This is a genomic window from Dyadobacter sp. CECT 9275 (assembly GCF_907164905.1).
GTDB lineage: Bacteria > Bacteroidota > Bacteroidia > Cytophagales > Spirosomataceae > Dyadobacter > Dyadobacter helix.
Genome location: NZ_CAJRAF010000002.1, coordinates 3,547,501 through 3,567,831, shown reverse-complemented (window position 1 = coordinate 3,567,831; position 20,331 = coordinate 3,547,501). Strand labels below are relative to the sequence as shown.

Genomic DNA, 20,331 nt, shown 5'->3' with positions numbered 1-20,331 from the left:
AGATAAAGTCGGTTTTCTCGTTACTAATCATGCCTGTTCAAACGTTCTGCCTGACAACAACGTTGAAAATTTTGATAACTTTGATCTTTACATTGATTCGGCTGGCTTGGCAATCTGATATAATATGCGCACGGAATTTCTGAAAATAACCCTGCTTTTATCCATTCTCATAATTTCCGGCGCGGCGCAGGTTACGAATGCTCAACGTCGAAATAAAAATAAAGAGCAAAGCGCAGGGAAGGCACCGTCAACCAGTTTCCGTTTAGAGGAGGAGTCACTCACGGCGGAAGGGATGAAGTTTATGATGAAGGATGAGCCTGCACGTGCATTGCCCATTTTTGAAAAACTGGCGAAAGACAGCCCCTCTGATGCAGCAGGGCACTACCTGATGGCTATGGCGCTTATTAAGCTGGACCAGCCCGAGCCAGCACTGGCTGCTTCGAAAAAGGCTTATGACATTGATAAAAACAATGTGTTTTATGCTCAGCAGCTTGCAGAACTCTATGCCAAAAAGAGAAAATATGAGGAGGCAGCCGAGATATATGAATCACTATTGAAGAAAAGTCCTGATAATATCCAGTATGGTATTGAACTTGCCGCGGTTTATGTTTTTAATGAACAGTTTGAAAAGGCCATCAATACCTACGATCTGCTGGAAAAATCCATTGGTATTACAGAAGAAATCACCCGCCAGAAGCAGCAGCTATATCTAAGGCAGAACAAACTGGATAAGGCGCTTCAGGAAGCAAAAAAGTTAATTGCCTCAGAACCAGGTGAAGTGAGCTACCAGCTGGAACTTGCCGAACTGCTGATTGCAAACGACCGTACAGCCGAAGCAGTGATTCCTTTGGAAGATGCCCTCAAAATTAATCCGGATGAGGCTCAGGCGCATGTTTTGCTTGCGGACATTTACAGGAAAAACGGTGATATTGAAAAATGTAACAGAGAGCTCAAGCTCGTTTTTGCCAATCCCAATCTGGATGCTGATCCGAAGATCAGGGTGCTGTCGGGATATCTCTCCATGCTGAAAACCGCCGCGGACAATAATGATGCCTTGCTCCTTGCCAGGCAGCTGATGGAAACACACCCCAATGAATCGAAGGTGTACGTCATTTATGCAGATATGCTGATGCGCACCGGAAACAAAGCTGAAGCCAGGGATAGCTATGTGCGTGCTACCCGGCTTGATGGCTCCGTTTTTGCCGTTTGGGAAGCTATTCTTCAGCTGGACGGTGAACTGAACCAGGTCGACAGCCTGATCGAGCATTCGGAAAAGGCCCTCGAGGTTTTCCCCAATCAGGCACTGCTGTGGTATTCAAACGGAACGGCACATCTGATGAAAAAACACTTTCAGCAGTCCATTTCGGCACTGGAAGAAAGCCTGAAGCTGATTGGTGACAAAACTGAAATGGTACCCTTTATTTACGGGCAGCTCGGTGACGCATACAACGGCCTGGGTGATCACGCCCGGTCCGACGCTTCCTATGATCTTTCTCTGAAAGCCAATCCTGATAACGATCACGTACTCAACAATTACAGTTATTTTCTTTCCCTCCGAAAGGAAAAACTCGATCTGGCGCTTTCGATGTCCCAAAAACTGGTCAGTCAGCATAAAGATAATCCCACATATCTGGATACCTATGCCTGGGTTTTATACATCCGTAAAGACTATCAAAAAGCGAAAGAATATCTGGAAATGGCAATGAAAGACAGCACGGCCGTCAGTGGCACGATTGTTGAACACTATGGTGATGTTTTGTTTAAGTTAGGTGAACGTGAAAATGCAATGGCCCAGTGGAAAAGGGCCCGAAAGATGGGAGAAACAACCGAACTTTTAGACAAAAAAATCGCAACCGGAACATTACATGAACAATAAACAATGGATATGGCTTCTGGCCATGGGGTTATTGGGGCTTTCGTCCTGTCACAAACAGCGTATTTCCAAGAAAACCACAGATACGGGCACGGATACAGTTTCGGTTTCGGCAGTGCATATTCCTGAGAAGACAGATACGCTTGCGGCTACACCTGACTCAGCAGAGATCATAAACACCCCTTTGAACATAGCTGAGGTAGATTTTGACTACCTGACCACCAAATCCAGGTTTTCGTTGAAAACTAAAAATCAGGACCTGGATAACGTAAATGTCAATATGCGTATACGGAAGGACAGCCTGATCTGGATATCCGTTACCGGCGTAGGATTTGAGGTGGCCAGAGGGCTGATTACGCGTGACTCCATTTCGTTTGTAGATAAATTTCACAAAGAGTTTTTTGTTTTTGACTATCGTGAACTGAGCAAGCGTTACAATTTCGAACTGAATTTCGATTTGCTTCAGTCGGTTATTATCGGGAATCTTCCGTTTCCGCAGGAAGCCGGAAATATGGTGACCAAAGAGAACGAATTCTTTGTGCTGAAACAGCAGGGCGAAAGGATAACAACGGATAATTACATCTCGGAAAACAACCTGAAACTGACACGCCTCAGATCAGTTGAAATTCCTACAAATAATACATTCTCGCTTGATTATGAGGATTTTAAATCGGTAAATAATCTTATATTCCCTTTTGTAAGTAGTTTGAAACTGGACGTAAAATCTCAAAAGGACCAGCAATTCTATCAGACCAATGTGAATATTAAACATAATAAGGTGGAAATAACTAAAGAGAGCCCGGGATTTCCATTCACTATACCCTCAAGTTATACCCGGAAAAGGTAAAATACAGATTGTCTGCCGGATAATAGGGGCAAAAAGGCTAAGTCTGCGTAACTTTGCCAGCCATTTAAGGTATTTTGGTCGCAAGAATTATAAATATGCCCCTTTATAAATCGTATTTCAGAAGTTTCATCCTGATCATCACAGTTATCTGTTGTGCGGCATTGAACGCATCGGCACAGAAAAGCCGTGAACAGCTGGAACGCGAAAAGAGCGAGAACCAGAGTAAAATGAGGGAAATTCAGAACATTCTGAAACAGACTTCAACTCAAAAGAATGTTAACCTCGGGCAATTAAAAGCGCTTAATCAGCAAATCAATAACCAGAAACGCCAGATAGACCTGCTTTCTGACGACCTCTCCCTGCTGGATAAGGAATTAACGGTTTTAGAAAAGAAACAAAAGGAACTGGCCCAAAGTCTCAGCAAGCTGAAAGTGGAATATGGGCACATGATTTATGAAGCTGCTAAAAGAAATACCTATCTCAATCAATTGGTATTCCTTTTTTCGTCCGGCACTTTTAACCAGTTCGTGCTACGCTATAAGTACCTTAAACAATATACCGAAGCCCGGCAGGGCCAGGTGAAGGAAATGGAAATCCTGGAAGCACAGCTGCGCGCGGAACGGCAGCGGATCACGTCCAAGAAAAAACAGCAGCAGAACGTACTGGAAACCAGGGTGACTGAAAACACTAAATTGGAAGACCTGAAGGTCAAGCAAAATACGGTTATCCAGGAATTGTCCCAGAAGGAAAGCGAACTTCGCAAACAGATTGCTGAAAACAAAAGAGCGACCGACTTGCTGGAGGCCAATATCAGACGTATTGCGGAAAGGGAACGACGCGAACGTCTGGAAAGGGAAAGGAAAGAAAGAGAGGAAAGAGAAGCCAAAAGGCGTGCTGAAAGGGAAAGGATTGCACGGGAAAATGCAGAAAGAGAGAAAAAGGGAGAAGCGAAAATAGAGGAAACACCGAAGGAGGAGGAACCAGTAGTGGATTTCAGCGGAATGAATGAGGAAGAAAATACCCTTGCTTCTTCGTTTACTGCTTCACAGGCGCATTTGCCCTGGCCGGTGAGAGGTTTCGTGTCGGGCCATTTCGGGCAGCGACCTCACCCGGTATTAAAGGGGGTGATGATTGATAACCTGGGCGTGGATATCCAGACCACCGCCGGGGAAACAGTAAGGTCCGTGTACGACGGTGTGGTGCTGGATGTTACCGAAATGCCAGGAATGGGCGATGTAATTGCGATACAGCACGGAAATTACATGACGGTATATGCCAAAATGAACGGAGTTACCGTTAAACCCGGGCAAAAAGTGAAAGCAAGGGAAACCATCGGTCGTGTAGCAACGGATACCGACGGTACTTCGGAATTACAATTCCAGATATGGAAAAACACCTCACGCCTTAACCCGGAAAGCTGGCTGATCCGAAGGTGATGTAACGGGCCGATCCGGTATTTAATAGCATATTTCCGTTTGATGCCGCAGTTTTAATAATTTTAGAATAGCTAATTGCCAACCACCATGTCTGTACATAGCGCTGATATTAGACGTATTACCACACACACCATTCAGGAAATGAAAATCAGAGGTGAGAAAATTTCCTGTCTTACTGCATATGATTATTCCATGGCGGGTATCGTGGATGCTGCCGGTGTAGAGCTCATTCTGGTGGGAGATTCCGCCTCCAATGTAATGGCGGGTCATGAGACTACTTTACCCATTACCATTGACCAGATGATTTATCATGCGACGTCCGTGGTAAGGGCAGTGAAGCGCGCCCTGGTAGTGGTGGATTTGCCTTTTGGTTCCTATCAGGGAAATTCAAGAGAAGCGCTCAGCTCGGCGATCCGGATCATGAAGGAATCCGGTGCTCATGCGGTAAAACTGGAAGGAGGACTGGAAATCAAAGATTCGGTTACCCGTATATTAAGCGCGGGAGTACCTGTAATGGGGCATTTGGGCCTTACGCCTCAGTCGATCTACAAGTTTGGTACCTACACAGTAAGAGCCAAGCAGGAGGCCGAGGCGCAAAAACTCATGGAAGACGCCAAGATGCTGGAAGAGGTCGGCTGTTTCTCCGTTGTTCTTGAAAAGATACCTTCGGCGCTTACCAAAAAAGTTTCAGAGAGTATCAGTATCCCGACGGTGGGAATCGGGGCGGGCCCGCACGCCGACGGGCAGATACTGGTGATCCACGATTTACTGGGTATCAACAAGGCTTTCAAGCCTAGATTTTTGCGTCGTTATGCTGATCTTAACGGTATCATGAACGACGCCATTTCCAATTATATAAAAGACGTAAAAGGTAAGTCCTTTCCCAACGAACAGGAATCTTACTGATCACCTCAGCCCTTCCGCCGGCAAGAGGCCGAAGGCGAAAAAACAAGATTATGGGCAGACCATTCAGAGTAGTTTACGAAGACAACCATTTGATCATCGTCAATAAGGAGCCAGGTATACTGGTGCAAGGCGATGTAACAGGCGATAAATGTCTGTTGGATATGGTAAAAGATTATATCAAGGAGGAGTATAATAAACCTGGGGCCGTTTTCCTGGGTACCGTTCACCGGCTTGACCGCCCCGTGAGCGGGCTTGTCGTATTTGCCCGTACCTCGAAAGCACTGGAACGCATGAACGAAATTTTCCGGAAGCGGGATGTACAGAAAACCTATTGGGCTGTGGTTAAAAACAGGCCCGCAGAAAAAAAAGGAAAACTTGTTCACTGGCTTGTCAAAGACGAAGCCCGCAATGTGACAAAAGCCTACGACTACGAGGTGGCGGGCTCTCAACGGGCGGAGCTGTCATACAGATGGTTAGGTGAAATAAACAAGCATCATCTGCTGGAAGTTACCCCGGTTACGGGGAGGCCGCATCAGATACGCGTTCAGCTGGCATCTATGAACTGCCCGATCAGGGGTGATGTAAAATATGGTTTCCCCAAGGGGAATCCGGATGGGAGCATTAACCTGCATGCCAGGAGGCTTTTCTTTGAGCATCCTGTAAAAAAGGAGCCAATGATCTGCAGGGCGGGGGTTCCGGACAATCCATTCTGGGAAGAATTTTTATCCCTGGACGACGAGGAGATCAAAATTGAAAACATGGGTTTTCTGCACGAATAAGGCCTATATGATTGAAAGACTCAAAGAGCGGTGGCAAGTGAGGAATGGTTGGGATGTGTTGGTCATTCTGATTGTTTTTGCTTGTACCGGCTTTTCGGTTCTGTATGTAAAAAGAGGGATTTTTCAGCTGGCCGGGCTTACGGAAACCTCCCCTTCCTGGTTACGCTGGTCTGTCAACATCCTCATTATCCTTCCTTTGTATCAGGCCATATTACTGGCCTGGGGGTGGGTTTGGGGTAAATTTTCTTTTTTTTGGGCTTTTGAAAAAAGAATGATGGAACGTATCGGAGGGCTTTTCAGACGGAAAAAACGATAAGCCAGGCCACCACACATTACAGAATTATTTATCGGCTTTGCGCTGCAATTTCCAGGCCGAAACCCCAATATATACCATACTTCCTCTTGCTCCTGATTTCTTGATTAGCCCTCCGAGATTGCTGAAACCCAAGAAAACGGGACCAAAATGCGCCATGGCTCCTATGACGGGGCGTTTGTTGCCCTTTATGAATGAGATAGGAAACGCAAAGTCCGAATCTTCATCCTCAAACCGGGGCGTCAGTGTAAAGGATTCCGGCTGGTATACATCCAAAAATTCCTGTTTCCGGGCCAGATGTCTTTTGGTTTGCGCCAGGTTTAAAAAGAAACCTTTTATGAGCTGAATGTCAGCTTCGAGGTGAAATGCTTGTGGCAGGTGGACTTTCTTTTGGAAAACACCTTCATTTTGTGCGGGTAAAATCTCCATAAAACCTTCCGCTCCTTTATCGCTGATTTGTTCAAGTTGCTGCTGGCCGATGACCGTCTCCGGGGATGTTCCCGTCATGACCCTGCTTTTATCAGTTTTATAATGTATAGAACCAATATCAGTTAAAGAGGCCGCGAGTCGCAAAATGTATTGCGGGTTATCATCAAATTTTTCTTTTTCATTGGCCCAGAAAGATCCGAATTCATACGTTGCACCAAGGTCATACCCCCAGCCGGCACCATATTGTCCGGAATCGAATAAATTACCAATACTTAATGACTGATGTACCTGGCTGTAACCACTTTCATAAGCAAAATCGTTTATGACCAGTTCACTGGTTTCCGCTGCACCTGCCTTATCCCGGATGGCAAAATCACCAGCGTTACCGTTGAGATAGGATATTCGGGCTCCAAAAACCCTCCTCGCAGTCACGCCTGCGCGCAATTTATGGTTGTCGAGGTCCAGCAGCTGAACCCCGTAGGATACACTCATTTCTGAAAAACTTTGCTGAACAAGATTGAAATTTCCCCAGCTGCCGGATATGGCCGGTGTGCTGCCGGTATCCAGCCTCCGGAAGTACAGATTGCGGACGGGGTCGGGAATGTTGTGCCCCTGCACGATCCCCCTGGAACGGAACTGAATGGCCAGTCCCTGGTATTTGCCAAGAGAAAACATAACCGACGGCCACCTGATTTCACTCACCAGGTATACCGGATCCTGCTCAATCAGTGACCCCATGGTTCTGGAGCGTCCATAAAGTTCCTTCGTTGAGTGTGGGACAAGCAGAGGATATAACAGGGAATTCTTGCCCAGAAATACGAAGTACCTGTAGTTGATACTACCGCCCAACGCGCCAATATTGACCTGAAATTTATATTTGGAACCTCCCAGTACCGAGGGATTGTAGGTGGCCCGGTACAGCCCTCCGTAATTGCTGCTCTGAAGCCCAGGGATTTGCTGTGCCCCGGCCGACCAGCCGAATAGTAAAAAAAGAATGGAAAAAGGATAAATTCTGTTTTTCAAAATGGCTAACGTTCGTTTAAAGTCAAATTTCCTTCTGCATTGTAAGTAATCCGCTCGTTTTCAATTAACGGTCTGAGGGCCAGGAGGAAAACCCGTTCGGTAATGCTCTCAAACATTTGGCTTAGTATCCGCGGATCCTGCGGTCCGTTCCGGGCCAGAAATAAAAGAATTTCTTCGGAGAGGCTATCTTGCACGGCCATTTTTTCTTTTTTCTTTTTCAGGCAGTTGTCACAGACCCCGCATTCACTGGCATCAAACTCATTGAAATACTCCAGCAGCATCAAAGTGCGGCAGCGGTTATCATTTGCAGCATATTGAACTACCGACCGCGCCTTTTGCCTGTCCCTTTCCTTTCTTTTGTCTATTTCGTGAATATTCAACGGAAGTAGGGTTGCGTCATAACGCGGTGTCATAAAAGTAAGTTGCGGTTTGTCCCGGCGGGGTTCATAGTCCGCAATCTCACGTTCTTTCAAAAAATTCAGCTTGCTGATTACTTCTGCCAATGGTGCGTAATAGATCTGTGCCAGCTCACTTTCCGAGATCCTGACATACTCTGAAAAAAGTTCTCCGCCATATATTCTGAGAATCACTTTGATAAACGTATCCAGCTCAGGATAACGTATCTGAAAGTCGTATAATTGCCGGTTGTCAACCAGGAGCATCAGCTTGGAAGGGTCGCTGAAATTTTCGCTTAACTGTACAAAGCCCTCTTCTTCCAACAGTTTCAAAGCATGGTGTGTATCACTGACAGGTAGGCCAAAGGTTCCGGTAAACTGTTGTATATCAAAGTCAAAGCTCGCAAATTCTCCGCTTCCTGTGGGAATTTTATAATAATTGGCCAATGCCTGATATACCCGTTTCAAAAATTCGGTAGCCGGATATTTCCTTTCAACACTTGCTGTCAATTCTTCCAGATCTATCTGATTAAACAGTGCAACGGCATAAGCTTTTTTCATATCCCGGCCTGCTCTGCCAGCTTCCTGATAATATGCTTCCAGACTTTCGGGGAGGTCAAAATGGATTACACTGCGAACATCGGGCTTATCAATTCCCATCCCGAAAGCATTGGTAGCCACCACCACGCGTACCTGATTTTTGATCCAGGCATTCTGCCTGTCCGACCGGTCTTTGAAAGTGAGCCCGGCATGGTAGTTCTGAGCAGTTACGCCTTGTTTGCTCAGCCACTGGGCGAGGTCTTTGGTCCGTTTTCGTGTTTTTACATACACGATGGAAGTTCCCCGGACATTTTTCAGAATCTGAAGCAGCTTTCGTTCCTTGTTTTCTTCCTCAAATACGGAATAAGACAGGTTTGCCCGCGCAAACGACTGCTTAAAAACCCGCACGGACTTCATCTGAAGTTTGTCAATAATATCCTTGCGGACGGCCTCTGTTGCGGTTGCGGTTAAAGCCATCACGGGTACTTTGGGGATCAGCAGCCGGAAATCGGCGATCATCAGATAGGACGGGCGGAAGTCATACCCCCATGCTGAAATGCAATGTGCTTCGTCCACCGCCAGCAGGCAAACGTTCATTTGTTTTACGCGCTCGATCATAATGTCCGTACGCAGGCGCTCCGGCGAAACGTATAAAAAGCGGGTATTTCCGTGAATGCAATTATCAAGTGTTATATCGATTTCATGCTTGTTCATCCCGGAATGGATTGCTGCGGCGGAAATATGACGGCGTTTGAGCTGTTCCACCTGATCTTTCATAAGCGCGACCAACGGTGTTACCACAATGCATACCCCCTCCATCATTAAAACCGGTACCTGAAAACAGACTGATTTTCCCCCTCCGGTTGGTAAAAGCAAAAGTGTATCATTTCCATCCAGCACAGACAGTATGGCTTCTTTCTGTACCGGCCTGAAAAAGTCGTGATTCCAGTATTGCTTAAGGATATACTCCGGGCTACTCATAGGAGTTTGGATGTTGACAAAGCAAATTAAGGGTTAAATCCTTTCATTTGTAATCGGAAGAAAACATATCTTTAAGGGAAAACCTATCAAACGGTGTGACGTTCCGCAGTATTTAATATAATTTCAACTTTGATAATAGCCTCACTCCCATCCCTGTAAGCATTGTACCTCTATGGATATCAAACGTATCCCCTATTTGTTATGGACGTTCACCATTAGTTTTATCCTTATTACTTTTCTGCCGAGGTCGCTGGACGACACTATGTTTATGGATGGAATGGCTTATGCCTCCATTGCCAGGAACATGGCGATCGGAAAGGGGAGTTTTTGGCAGCCCTATTTTGCGGATTCCTTCTGGTTGCCATACGACAACGACGGCTTTTTCCATGGACATCCGCCATTACAATTCGGTCTGGAATCTCTGTTATTCAGGGTTTTAGGAGATAGTACGGCAGTTGAGAATATTTACAATCTCCTGGTACTAATAGCCTCTGTGGTGCTGATCGCTGCTATCTGGAAAAAATTCTTTACGGACAAAGATATTCGGGCGCAATCCTGGTTACCGGTTCTTTGCTGGTATTCCATGCTGATTGTATGGTATGCAATACCCAATCATTTCCTGGACAGTACCATGGCAGTATTTTGTTTGTTATCCTGTTATTTTCAGCTGAAAGCTCTTTCGGAGGATGTCAAGTTCGGTACAAGAAATTTGTTCCTGGTGCTGGCGGGTATCAGTATTTTTCTTGCTGTTTTAACCAAGGGCCCGGTGGGGCTCTATCCCCTGGCATTTTCGGGGATATATCTGTTGTTTCAACCAAGGAAAAGTTTTTCCACTTTCATCAGCGCAACGGCGATACTCCTGGCCTCCTTTGCGGTTCCGCTGGCATTGCTGCTGACCTATGACCCCGCCCGTGTTTTTCTTTCCAAATATTTTAACGGGCAAATTGTACAGGCTCTGCTTCAGAAAAGGGAAAGGGCAAGTAATGACTGGACTGCACATTTTTACCTGCTTACGCAGCTTAAAATAAGTATTCTCCCGCACGTGGCAGGGATAGCGGCCCTATATCTGTTTACTTTTTTAGCCAGGATAAAAGCACCGTTATCTTCTGATTCCAAAAATATGGTGCTGGTTTGCCTTATGGTGGCATGCTCAGGTATTGCGCCTATGCTGGTGAGTGTTAAGCAGTACCATCACTATCTGATTCCCGCTGTACCATTTCTGGCGTTGATGTTTGCGGGACTGGCGGCCGGGAGGGTGAAAGTTCTGTTGCAGTTTAGCCACAAAATCAGCACCTTAATGATTGTGAGCGCAACTGTCATTTGCTGGGGAGTGATGATCAATAAAATAAGGCACCCCGCGCCGGACATAATGACCAATAATATCAGGGAAATGATGCATTATGTCCCCAAAAACTCAACCTTAGGGATATGCCCCTCGCTCATGAGTAATGCTGATATTCATACTTATTTTCAGCGTTATCATCAGCTTTCCCTCAGCGTGAGGATCGACACGGCACGTTATGCTCTTTCGGATTCTTCTTGCCTGGGCGAGTTCAGCAAGCTTGATACCAGGCAAATCCCGCTCGAAGGGAATTACTTTTTGATTATAAAAAATAAAGGCCAGAGGTTTTCTAAAAAACAAAATGGATTCGGTATGCAGGATACTCATCCCCTGCCGTAGAAATACTATATTTGTTTTCGACAATTATCTTTAGTTTATGCGCACGCTTATCGTCATAGCAGCCACCCTGCTTTTATCGGGTTGTTCCGTTTCACACTATATTAAGAGAGAAATCAAAAATTCTGCAGTTTTGAATCAGCAACATACCGGCCTGTCTGTCAGTGAGTTGCATGAAAAGAAAGCAATTGCCTCCTACCAGGATCATAAATATTTCAATCCGGCATCCAATACCAAACTATTCAGTTTTTATGCCGGTTTGACTGCTCTGGGAGATTCCATTCCCGGGCTTGAATATCTGGAATGGGGTGAATTACTGATTATCAGAGGTACCGGAGACCCCTCCTTGCTGCATCCTGACCTGCCTCACAGCAAGGTTTACGATTTCCTGAAAAACCGGAGGGAGGAGATATTTTTTACGCCTGCCAACTTTGAAGAAAAGCGCTATGGACCAGGCTGGGCCTGGAGCGACTACAACGACTATTATCAGCCGGAACGCTCCCCTATGCCCATTTATGGCAATATAGCACGTTTCTCGAGTAACGGCCAGGGAAAGCTTCAGGCGCAACCCTCCTACTGGAACAAAACGTTAGTGCCTGACACCAGCGCTTCCGGTATTGAAAGGGAAGAGTTCCTGAATAAATTTCATCACAGCAAACTGGGCGTACCTGCCGGTTTAATACAGGATGTACCGGTACACATGTCGGATTCTCTCCTGGTTAGGTTGCTGAGTGATACTCTCAAAAAAGAGATAAAACTGATCCATATTCCGTTGTCCATAGAACTCCAGACCTGTTACAGTATTCCGTCGGATTCACTTTATATGAGAATGATGCAGGTCAGTGACAATATGCTGGCAGAGCAGCTGATGCTTCTGTACGCGTCGAAAAACGGACTTCCTTTGAATACCCAGAAAGCCATTGACCATGCTGTTCAGAACCACTTAAATGATTTGCCCGACCGACCCGTCTGGAAAGATGGCTCTGGTCTGAGCCGGTATAATCTTTTCACCCCAAGGAGTATCGTTGCTTTGCTTCAGAAGATATACGATAAGGTACCAAGAGAAAGACTGTTTCGTCTCTTTCCGGCCGGAGGCCGTTCGGGGACGCTCCGGAATCTTTTCAAGGAAGAGGAGCCCTTTATTTTTGCCAAAACCGGCAGCTTCAGCAACAATTTCAATCTGAGTGGGTACCTCGTTACGAAAAAAGGTAAAACACTCGTTTTCAGTTTTATGAATAATAATTTTGTAAAAACGGGTGCAGAGGTTCGTAAGGAAGTGGAACGTATCCTGACGGGTCTTCACGATAAATTTTAGATGGGATAATCAGTTTTCTGTCCAAATTTGTCCTGTACAGAACAACTCGTTCCGACCATCTCTTCTCACTAAAAGCAATACCTGGTAAACGCCCGGCGCAACCGTTTCTTTATGGAAACTGGCAAAGATATGATCGGAGTAATACATCCCCCGGCGCAGGGTGGTTTTAATGGGCACAGATGGCTGGTTTGGTGGAGATACGTATACGTGAGAAGGTGATTTTAAAATAATATACACACCGTCGGTGAAATTTTTCGATGCCTTAAATCCCGGGATGGTTGCGTTCACAGTCACATGATCTCCAACCATTATAGGTTTTTCAACAGTATATGGGGCGTTGCAAGTTATTTGTGAGGGTAAAGACGCGCTGCGAGGCATCCATCCTTCGGCAAGCGGATCGTCAGATTTGTAGTAAGACCGGATGTCCTCAAAATGTTTTTGATTCATGGAAAACATTTTCAAACCGAGCCAGTCGGCATTGTAACGGGCGTTAAACTCCTGCGCTACAGCCGCCCTGCGGTTGTTGACGGCCTCCCCAAAATTACCATGCAGGATAAGCAGGTTAAGAACCACCGTTACAGCCAGAATCAGCGGAGCCAGGGTACTGCGGAGCTGGTGTTTTGAAAGAGACAGAAAGGCATAATATATAGCAATGCATAACAAAACAGAATACATACGGTATCTGCCTTTGAACATTCCGTCGTAAGTGTCTGTAGGGATGCGTTTGTAGGTCAGTGCGAGGGCCGTAATCCCGACAAACAGCACAATACAGAAAGCGAAAAGAGCCGGTTTGTTGGTATAGGACGGAGTACCCCACAAGGCCTGCCAGAGTCTGGCGATTTCCTTCCAGTACAGCATCGCCACAATCACAACCAGGAGCATACCCACTCCAGATGCGAAGTACAGGATTTCCCGGGGTATACCGTAGGCCTTTATGGTGGCAATGGAACCCAGGAATCCAAAAAGGCCCAGGAAGCCTTCCTTCACTTGTACCGGGTTGCTGAAGTTGAGGTTTTGCGTGATCGGGACGAAGTTGATAAAATAAATACCGGCTGTCACACCAGCAATGATGATGTTCAGGACAAAGGCCCTTTTCTTGCCTGTAAGAAGCTGAACCAGACCTATTACCGGGAAAACCATCAGACCATTACCATAAGTAAATGTTGCTAAAACGGCGAGTAATAAAGCGATATACTGCTTTTCGGGGAGATAAATGGCTACATAAATTGACCCCAGAACAAACATGATCACGCCAAAATTACAGAGAGAACTTACCCCCCAAAACATGTTTTCGTAGGATTGGATAGAAAACCAAAGCCATACCACCGGTAAAAAGTACCATACAGAAAGGCGTAAGCCTTTAAATGCCCGGTAGAATATATAAATACAGCCTATCCAGCAGATGTTGGCAATTGACATGAGCCATACCAGGTCAACCCGGCCTGCCAGCCGGTGGATCAGCAAGATGACGGAACGTGAAAAAACCAATCTGTGCTCGGGGAAAAGTTCGGTGAGCCTGGTCCAGCGCTCGTGCCATGATGCATCTTCAAAGCCAGGGATAATGCCCAGGATCAGAATATCGTCAAAGGCAACGTAATTAACATTGAGTGCTATGGATTGAAATACCAGTATGTAAATAATAACAGGTAAAAAACAAAGAACCACTGCCAGCCAGTTTTTATTTCTGACCGAAGCCTGGAGGGATCGGAGCATAAACGAGAAATTAGGTGCTATGACGCAAACAATACGCGAAGTAACAATGCATCAGGCAATTTACATGAGGCGCAGGTAGTATTAATTTTCCGTCTCTTCTTCAACAGAGGCCCGCGGATCTTTGGAAGAGTCGTAAAAGAGTTTTCCCTTCTCATCCCATTCTCTTAAAATGAAGGGTTCAAATCCCTCGTCCCAGAAGGTTTTGCGGTACTGAATCTCTTTTTTGCGTTGCCTTCTGAACTGGTAATATTCGATCCAGCGGCCTACTTTTTCACCATTCTGATATTTCCCGCTGGCCATCAGCTGTCCTTCCTTGTAGAACTGAAGGAATTCTCCCTCCACTTTTCCGTAACTAACAGGAAGTACTTCTTTGATCTGGGTATGGGTGGAGTCATAGTAAGTGATGCGAGACTCGGCAGGAAAGCCCTTCCCCCAGTAGGATTTGTCGATGAGGTTATATTTGGCATCATATTTCAACCAGCGCGCATGTCTCACACCCATGTAATAGTATCCTTCTTCGATCAGATTTTCACCGGAAAATTTCTTGTAGGAGCCGTGCAGTGGAAGCGCCTGTTCTTTGTCCTTGATCAGGGAGGAGCTTAAACGCCTGGATTTTTTATCATACCACCTGATGTTCGTGGCCAGTACGTAGGGGTTGATGGGCTTGTATTCCTTCAGGACATGAAAAATTTCGATGGTTGCCTTCTCTCCGCTTCCGTATTTTATGGACATGGCCTGCATAGGGATACCTTCGTACTGTACCTTGGCCAGCCTTGCCTTTTCTTTTTTCCGTTTGCGGTCTGCTTTCTGGCCCTTATATTCTTTTACGCGCAGGCCCAGGTCAGGAATGGTTTCTCCCAGCAAGGTGGATAACGACGACGACTTATTGCCCGCACCTGGTACAGAGGCGTTGACAACCGGATCCAGCCCTGAAATAAATGATTTCAGATCGTTGCTGTGCTTTCCTTTGGAAGTATCTGTTTTAACGGTTTCCTTAGGTAACCAGGAGGGGTCGGAAGTTTTGGATTTGTCTGTCTGAGCAACACTTTTGCCCGCGAAGCTAACCAGGATCAAACACCCGATCCTTAATATTCTTTGCATGTGTATTGAATTTTTCTTCAAATGAAGATTGTTACCTTTGTAACGGTTTGATCTCCTTTATATTGATTTTCAGTACAAATTTAACTAACACATTGGAAAAAAACGCTAAAATTTATATTGCCGGCCACCGGGGAATGGTTGGTTCGGCAATTCTCAGAAAACTGAAGTCTGAGGGATTTACCAATTTTGTGGTTCGTACGTCTTCCGAACTTGACTTGCGGGATCAGGCATCTGTGAGGACATTTTTTGATGCTGAAAAGCCTGAGTTTGTTTTTCTGGCCGCAGCCAAGGTGGGAGGTATTATGGCCAATAATATTTACCGGGCCGAATTTCTTTATGACAACCTGCAGATACAAAACAACATCATAGACAGTGCGTACCGGAACGGCGTCAAAAAACTGATGTTCCTGGGTTCGTCCTGTATTTATCCCAAACTGGCTCCGCAGCCTCTCAATGAGGATTCCCTGTTAACCGGTGTGCTGGAACCAACCAACGAGCCTTATGCCATTGCCAAAATTGCCGGGATAAAAATGTGCGAAGCATACCGCAGTCAGTATGGCTGTGATTTTATTTCGGTGATGCCTACCAACCTCTATGGCCCCAACGACAACTATGACCTCAACAAGTCACACGTGCTGCCGGCAATGATCCGCAAGTTTCATGAAGCAAAAGAAGAAAACAAACCAGTGGTGGAACTGTGGGGAACGGGCTCTCCCCTGCGCGAGTTTTTACATGCCGACGACCTTGCTGCCGCCTGTTACTTTCTGATGCAGAATTATAGCGAGGCGGGTTTTCTGAACATCGGCGTGGGAAGTGATGTGACCATTAAGGAGCTGGCAGAGCTAATTCAAAAAATTGTTGGTTATGAGGGTGCAATTCACTGGAATACTGACAAGCCAGATGGTACCCCACGGAAGTTGATGGATGTAAGCAAACTTCACGCTTTGGGCTGGAAACACAGTATAGAGCTGGAAGAGGGAATCAGGATGACCTACCAGGATTTTCTGCAAAAAATTGAGACATATGCGGTATAACCAAACGGTATTTTTGAATGTATAATGCGCTCAAACCTAACTTTTTGACAGCGTTTTTCGATTTTGCCTACGAAAATTCTTTCATTCAACAAATTTCCAGTATATAATTACAAGAATCTTCGGGAAAACTAATAGCTTTGCAGCGCCTTTAAGAAGTAGGGCATATACAAAAACCATAGTCATAGAAAAATGTCTGCCATAATAAAGTTAGACCAGATCGACAGAAAAGTCCTGGAAATTCTTCAAACCAATGCCAAAATCACCAACGCACAGTTATCAAAGGAAATAGGACTTTCCCCGGCGCCTACGCTGGAACGCGTTAAAAAACTGGAACAATCAGGTATCATCAAAAGTTATCATGCACAGCTGGAACCCGAAAAGGTTGGCCTGGGCGTAAGTACTTTTGTGCAGATATCCCTGGTAGGGCACAGAAAAGCGGTGACGGAGTCATTTGTAGAAAAAATCCATGCAATTCCCGAAGTGATCGAATGTCATCACATCACAGGTACAGGAGATTTCCTGCTGCGTGTTATCTCTAAGGACATCAGCACCTATCAGAAACTGATGCTTGAAAAAATCAATGAAATTGAAGAGGTAGCGAGTACACAGACAATGGTGATCCTGTCGACTTTCAAAGAAAGTAAGGTATTGCCAATACCCTGATACAGAAAATTATATCAGATACAAAAAAAGGATCAGAGCCCCGTGCTCCGATCCTTTTTTTGTATCCTGTTTGTTTGATAAGCTATTATTTACTGATGTTGCTCTCTCAATAGATCATTTACCGTTTTTACCGGGTTGAAGGTAATCAGCGGTACCTCCACAAAAAGGGTATTCCAGTCGGCCATGGCGCCGTTCCACAAACCGGGTAACTCCTGTGCTTTCAGCTCCTTGCCGTCCTTGGATTTCCCGGTGATAAACCCTGTAAGGGGGTCTCTGAATTTTTTTAAATCGTATAACTCCCCCGTTTTATTCTTAACGGCACATACCAGGTCCACAGGATTGAAGTGAGTCGAATTTTTAAATATGGCGTTTTGATCAGGATTGTCAACATCCACCTGTGCCGATTCCACCACCTGAAGAGATAACGAACCGTCAGAGTTTTCGGCCCAGAAGGGTCCTCCACCCGGTTCTCCCTGATTTTTGACCATACCACAGGCTCTCAACGGGCGATCCAGTTTTTTAAGCAGATATTCCTTCTTTTCGGATGCGTTCCAGGTGTCGAAGGCAGCAGGTGGTATGACGCAAAGTTCGTTGCGGAAGAAGGAGTCTATCTCCTGAATGAGCGAATCGTCTGCCGAAACGGACAAGCGGTTTAAATAGTCAAAAATACGTTTCTGATACTGCAGTACCACACCTGCCAAAGCCTTTTTGTAGATAATCGTGTCTCCTTTAATACTATCCGGAACAACGTTATCAATATTTTTTATGAAAATGATATCTGCATCCAGCTGGCCCAGGTTTTCCAGTAATGCACCGTGGCCTGCGGGACGGAAGAGCAGGCTGCCGTCTTTTTCCCGGAAAGGGGTATTATCCAGATTTACAGCGATGGTATCCGTAGAACCTTTTTGCTCCGAAAAAGAGACGAAATACTTGACTCCAAACTGGCTCTGATAGCCAGGTAATACCTCCACCACCAGCTTTTCAAATTTATCCCGGTGCTCTGGTGACACCGTAAAGTGAATTTGCACATTACTACCCGCATTGGCGTATTTGGCGCCTTCTACAAGATGCTCTTCCAGGGGTGTACGTGAGCGGTCGGGATAATTGTGGAATTTCAGCAAGCCTTTTGGCAATTCTCCATATCCTAAACCCTTATTGGTGAGGAAATAAGAGACGATAGTCGTTTCTTCCGCCGTTTCAATATCGTACCCGTCAGCAGATAAGGATGCTTTCAGATCTTCGTAAAAGGCAAAATTTTTCAGTTTGACAAAAAACTCATCAACGGATTTGTCGCGTTTCCCTTCCTGCAAAAAACTAAAAAGAGATTTGAACATGCGCGTTGCTGCCCCGGAGGCCGGTACAAATTTCAATAAGGCAATATCCCCGTCGCTTGCGCTTTTATCAAATTCTGCCACAACTTCTTCAATCTGTTCGGCGGTAAGGCTTATGATACCGTCGCCGATAGTAGCCGCTTTGGACAACTGAAGGAAGGGAAACCCGTCTATAAAATATTTTATCTGTTCATGAACAATTGCGGCATCGCTGCCCCGGTCACTGATCTGCTTAATATCGTTTTCGTTGAACATATATACATCTTTGTTTAAAACTAAGTTGACTTCTTTGGAAAGATTCTCTTTCTCCGGGATACATACACCTAAAGGGAGCAGCGTGCACACTTTACTGTACAATTCTGTTACTTCAGAATTCTGAGTTTAGCGAAACTTAATAACAAGGTTTTGTCTCCGACGGTATCAAATTTTACGGTTGCTTTTCTGTCTGTGCCGTTAATATCCATTTTGATGACGGTTCCAAAGCCAAATTTCATATGTTCCACCTTATCCCCTTCTGTCAGGTTGCTGGTATCACTCGGGGAAAAATCAGAGGAAGGTGTGTGGGCCGCTGCACTTACCATATTCCTTGGTTCAGACGGTTTCCGGGGTGTGAGGTTTCGCACAAAAGAAGTTCCGGAACTTTCCGCACCCGGCCTTTCCGGGCCGGTCTGAAGCATTTTGGTCACATTCAGGAATTTGGGGTCCACTTCCAGTAAAAACCGGCTGGGTTCACACATTTTCAACCGTCCCCACTGGTAGCGGCTCTCCGCGTAGCTGAAGGATAATTTCTGTTCAGCCCGGGTAATGGCTACGTAAAACAAACGGCGTTCCTCCTCCAGATCCTGCCGCGACTCCAGCATCATCTGGCTTGGAAACAGGTCCTCTTCCAGGCCCACCACGAATACATTCCTGAATTCCAGCCCTTTGGCGGAGTGGATCGTCATCATGGTCACGCGGTCGTGGTCTTCGTTTTCATCCGGCTCGTCTGCATTGGTGAGTAATGATACCGACTGCAGGAATGCACTCAGGGATTTATCTTCATTCGCATCGCTGTCTACAAATTCCTTGATCCCGTTCAGAAGCTCCTGAACGTTTTCGTACCGCGAAAGGCCCTCCACCGTTTTGTCTTCATATAATTCACGTAATATGCCGGATGTTTTGGCGATATGCGCGGCAATTTCATAGGCATCTTTCCCTTCTTCTATCAGTAGTTTGAAGGATTTGATCAGCGTTGCAAACTGGTCAATGGGACCGGCCAGCCGTCCGCCGATGTAATAGCCGGAGTTGGATACCACATCCCAGATTGCGATCTGCTGTTCGGAGGCGGTAACCGCAATTTTGGCAACAGTACCATCGCCGATACCCCTTTTGGGTAAATTAATGATCCTTTTGAAAGCTTCTTCATCCCGTTGATTTACGGTAAAGCGCAGATATCCCAGCAGATCTTTTATTTCTTTCCGCTGATAAAAAGACATCCCGCCAATGATCCGGTACTTGATACCCAGCTTCCTTAAAGCCTCTTCAAAGGAACGCGACTGGGCGTTGGTCCGGTACAGGATCGCGAAATTCTCATTTCTAAGCGCCTTCTGCATTTTTTCCTCAAAAATCGCAGTAGCAATCAGCCTGCCTTCCTCGTTATCCGAACCCGCCTTGATCACGTCAATCAGGACTCCTTCTTCGTTTTTGGTGAAGGTTTCTTTTTTTAGCTGGGATTTGTTTCTGGCAATCACCGAATTGGCCGCGTTCACAATCGTACCGGTTGACCGGTAATTCTGTTCCAGCTTGATCGTCCTTACATCCGGAAAATCTTTTTCGAAGTTCAGGATGTTCTCAATATTGGCGCCCCTGAACGCATAAATGCTCTGCGCGTCATCGCCCACAACACAAATGTTCCTGTGCACGGCCGACAACTTCCTGGTAATCAGATATTGTGACACGTTGGTATCCTGAAACTCATCCACCATCACATGCTGG

16 protein-coding genes (1 of these 16 only partly in view) are annotated in these 20,331 nt (G+C 45.8%); 10 read left to right on the top strand and 6 right to left on the bottom strand.

Annotated elements, in window-relative coordinates; all coding sequences use genetic code 11:
• Window positions 1-124: 124 nt before the first annotated feature.
• The 6 genes from KOE27_RS22500 to KOE27_RS22475 all read left to right on the top strand — a co-directional run bounded on the left by KOE27_RS22500 (window position 125) and on the right by KOE27_RS22475 (window position 6,157).
• Window positions 125-1,876, top strand: a complete 1,752-nt coding sequence (locus KOE27_RS22500) for a tetratricopeptide repeat protein (RefSeq protein ID WP_215241018.1) — start codon at window positions 125-127, stop codon at window positions 1,874-1,876.
• Entirely contained in the window at window positions 1,866-2,720 is an 855-nt protein-coding gene (locus tag KOE27_RS22495; RefSeq protein ID WP_215241017.1) for a DUF4292 domain-containing protein, read from the top strand. The genes KOE27_RS22500 and KOE27_RS22495 overlap by 11 nt, the downstream gene beginning before the upstream one ends.
• Window positions 2,721-2,815: 95 nt before the next feature.
• Window positions 2,816-4,156: a murein hydrolase activator EnvC family protein gene (locus tag KOE27_RS22490; protein WP_215241016.1), complete on the top strand. Its 1,341-nt coding sequence runs from the start codon at window positions 2,816-2,818 to the stop codon at window positions 4,154-4,156.
• Between the two features lie 87 nt (window positions 4,157-4,243).
• The gene (gene panB / locus KOE27_RS22485; protein WP_215241015.1) at window positions 4,244-5,062 is read left to right on the top strand and encodes a 3-methyl-2-oxobutanoate hydroxymethyltransferase; all 819 of its coding nucleotides are present in this window, start codon (window positions 4,244-4,246) and stop codon (window positions 5,060-5,062) included.
• 50 nt (window positions 5,063-5,112) lie between these two features.
• Window positions 5,113-5,841 (top strand): RluA family pseudouridine synthase, encoded by a 729-nt coding sequence (locus KOE27_RS22480; RefSeq protein ID WP_406566866.1) that lies wholly within the window; start codon window positions 5,113-5,115, stop codon window positions 5,839-5,841.
• Window positions 5,842-5,848: 7 nt separating this feature from the next.
• On the top strand, window positions 5,849-6,157 hold the full coding sequence (locus KOE27_RS22475; RefSeq protein ID WP_215241014.1) for a DUF6787 family protein: 309 nt from the start codon (window positions 5,849-5,851) through the stop codon (window positions 6,155-6,157).
• Between the two features lie 24 nt (window positions 6,158-6,181).
• Here the strand turns inward: KOE27_RS22475 and KOE27_RS22470 are convergent, their stop codons facing one another.
• The gene (locus tag KOE27_RS22470) at window positions 6,182-7,606 is read right to left on the bottom strand and encodes a DUF5723 family protein (protein WP_229252886.1); all 1,425 of its coding nucleotides are present in this window, start codon (window positions 7,604-7,606) and stop codon (window positions 6,182-6,184) included.
• Between the two features lie 5 nt (window positions 7,607-7,611).
• Window positions 7,612-9,522: a RecQ family ATP-dependent DNA helicase gene (locus KOE27_RS22465; protein WP_215241013.1), complete on the bottom strand. Its 1,911-nt coding sequence runs from the start codon at window positions 9,520-9,522 to the stop codon at window positions 7,612-7,614.
• A gap of 172 nt (window positions 9,523-9,694) precedes the next feature.
• Between KOE27_RS22465 and KOE27_RS22460 the strand changes: the two genes are divergently transcribed.
• The gene (locus KOE27_RS22460) at window positions 9,695-11,203 is read left to right on the top strand and encodes an ArnT family glycosyltransferase (protein ID WP_215241012.1); all 1,509 of its coding nucleotides are present in this window, start codon (window positions 9,695-9,697) and stop codon (window positions 11,201-11,203) included.
• Window positions 11,204-11,240: 37 nt separating this feature from the next.
• Complete coding sequence (locus KOE27_RS22455; protein ID WP_215241011.1) at window positions 11,241-12,515, top strand: D-alanyl-D-alanine carboxypeptidase/D-alanyl-D-alanine-endopeptidase; 1,275 nt, start codon at window positions 11,241-11,243, stop codon at window positions 12,513-12,515.
• 9 nt (window positions 12,516-12,524) lie between these two features.
• Here the strand turns inward: KOE27_RS22455 and KOE27_RS22450 are convergent, their stop codons facing one another.
• Both KOE27_RS22450 and KOE27_RS22445 read right to left on the bottom strand, forming a co-directional pair.
• A complete protein-coding gene (locus KOE27_RS22450; protein ID WP_215241010.1) occupies window positions 12,525-14,228 on the bottom strand; it encodes a hypothetical protein in 1,704 nt (567 codons plus the stop codon).
• 81 nt (window positions 14,229-14,309) lie between these two features.
• Window positions 14,310-15,329: a toxin-antitoxin system YwqK family antitoxin gene (locus tag KOE27_RS22445; RefSeq protein WP_215241009.1), complete on the bottom strand. Its 1,020-nt coding sequence runs from the start codon at window positions 15,327-15,329 to the stop codon at window positions 14,310-14,312.
• A gap of 92 nt (window positions 15,330-15,421) precedes the next feature.
• Between KOE27_RS22445 and fcl the strand changes: the two genes are divergently transcribed.
• Together fcl and KOE27_RS22435 are read left to right on the top strand one after the other, a co-directional pair.
• Window positions 15,422-16,363: a GDP-L-fucose synthase gene (gene fcl, locus KOE27_RS22440; protein WP_215241008.1), complete on the top strand. Its 942-nt coding sequence runs from the start codon at window positions 15,422-15,424 to the stop codon at window positions 16,361-16,363.
• Window positions 16,364-16,552: 189 nt separating this feature from the next.
• Window positions 16,553-17,026 carry an Lrp/AsnC family transcriptional regulator gene (locus KOE27_RS22435; RefSeq protein WP_015813234.1) on the top strand — a complete coding sequence of 158 codons (474 nt, stop codon included), beginning with the start codon at window positions 16,553-16,555 and terminating at the stop codon, window positions 17,024-17,026.
• A gap of 89 nt (window positions 17,027-17,115) precedes the next feature.
• Here KOE27_RS22435 and KOE27_RS22430 read toward each other — a convergent pair whose 3' ends face one another.
• Window positions 17,116-18,612, bottom strand: coding sequence for a DUF4301 family protein (locus tag KOE27_RS22430; RefSeq protein WP_215241007.1), 1,497 nt, complete (start codon window positions 18,610-18,612; stop codon window positions 17,116-17,118).
• A 107-nt stretch (window positions 18,613-18,719) separates the two neighbouring features.
• A protein-coding gene (locus KOE27_RS22425; protein ID WP_229252885.1) for an ATP-dependent helicase crosses the window boundary here: on the bottom strand, window positions 18,720-20,331 show its 3' portion. Its footprint extends 683 nt past the window's final position; 1,612 of the gene's 2,295 nt are visible here — the last part of the coding sequence; the start codon falls outside the window, past its right edge; it ends in the stop codon at window positions 18,720-18,722.

What these genes read in the sequence shown, in the direction of transcription:
- KOE27_RS22480 (WP_406566866.1), top strand. Translation starts at nt 5,113, where the DNA reads ATGGGCAGACCATTCAGAGTAGTTTACGAAGACAACCATTTGATCATC.
- KOE27_RS22450 (WP_215241010.1), bottom strand. Translation starts at nt 14,228, where the DNA reads ATGCTCCGATCCCTCCAGGCTTCGGTCAGAAATAAAAACTGGCTGGCA.
- KOE27_RS22495 (WP_215241017.1), top strand. Translation starts at nt 1,866, where the DNA reads ATGAACAATAAACAATGGATATGGCTTCTGGCCATGGGGTTATTGGGG.
- KOE27_RS22500 (WP_215241018.1), top strand. Translation starts at nt 125, where the DNA reads ATGCGCACGGAATTTCTGAAAATAACCCTGCTTTTATCCATTCTCATA.
- KOE27_RS22475 (WP_215241014.1), top strand. Translation starts at nt 5,849, where the DNA reads ATGATTGAAAGACTCAAAGAGCGGTGGCAAGTGAGGAATGGTTGGGAT.
- KOE27_RS22490 (WP_215241016.1), top strand. Translation starts at nt 2,816, where the DNA reads ATGCCCCTTTATAAATCGTATTTCAGAAGTTTCATCCTGATCATCACA.
- panB (WP_215241015.1), top strand. Translation starts at nt 4,244, where the DNA reads ATGTCTGTACATAGCGCTGATATTAGACGTATTACCACACACACCATT.
- KOE27_RS22435 (WP_015813234.1), top strand. Translation starts at nt 16,553, where the DNA reads ATGTCTGCCATAATAAAGTTAGACCAGATCGACAGAAAAGTCCTGGAA.
- KOE27_RS22455 (WP_215241011.1), top strand. Translation starts at nt 11,241, where the DNA reads ATGCGCACGCTTATCGTCATAGCAGCCACCCTGCTTTTATCGGGTTGT.
- KOE27_RS22465 (WP_215241013.1), bottom strand. Translation starts at nt 9,522, where the DNA reads ATGAGTAGCCCGGAGTATATCCTTAAGCAATACTGGAATCACGACTTT.
- KOE27_RS22460 (WP_215241012.1), top strand. Translation starts at nt 9,695, where the DNA reads ATGGATATCAAACGTATCCCCTATTTGTTATGGACGTTCACCATTAGT.
- KOE27_RS22445 (WP_215241009.1), bottom strand. Translation starts at nt 15,329, where the DNA reads ATGCAAAGAATATTAAGGATCGGGTGTTTGATCCTGGTTAGCTTCGCG.
- KOE27_RS22430 (WP_215241007.1), bottom strand. Translation starts at nt 18,612, where the DNA reads ATGTTCAACGAAAACGATATTAAGCAGATCAGTGACCGGGGCAGCGAT.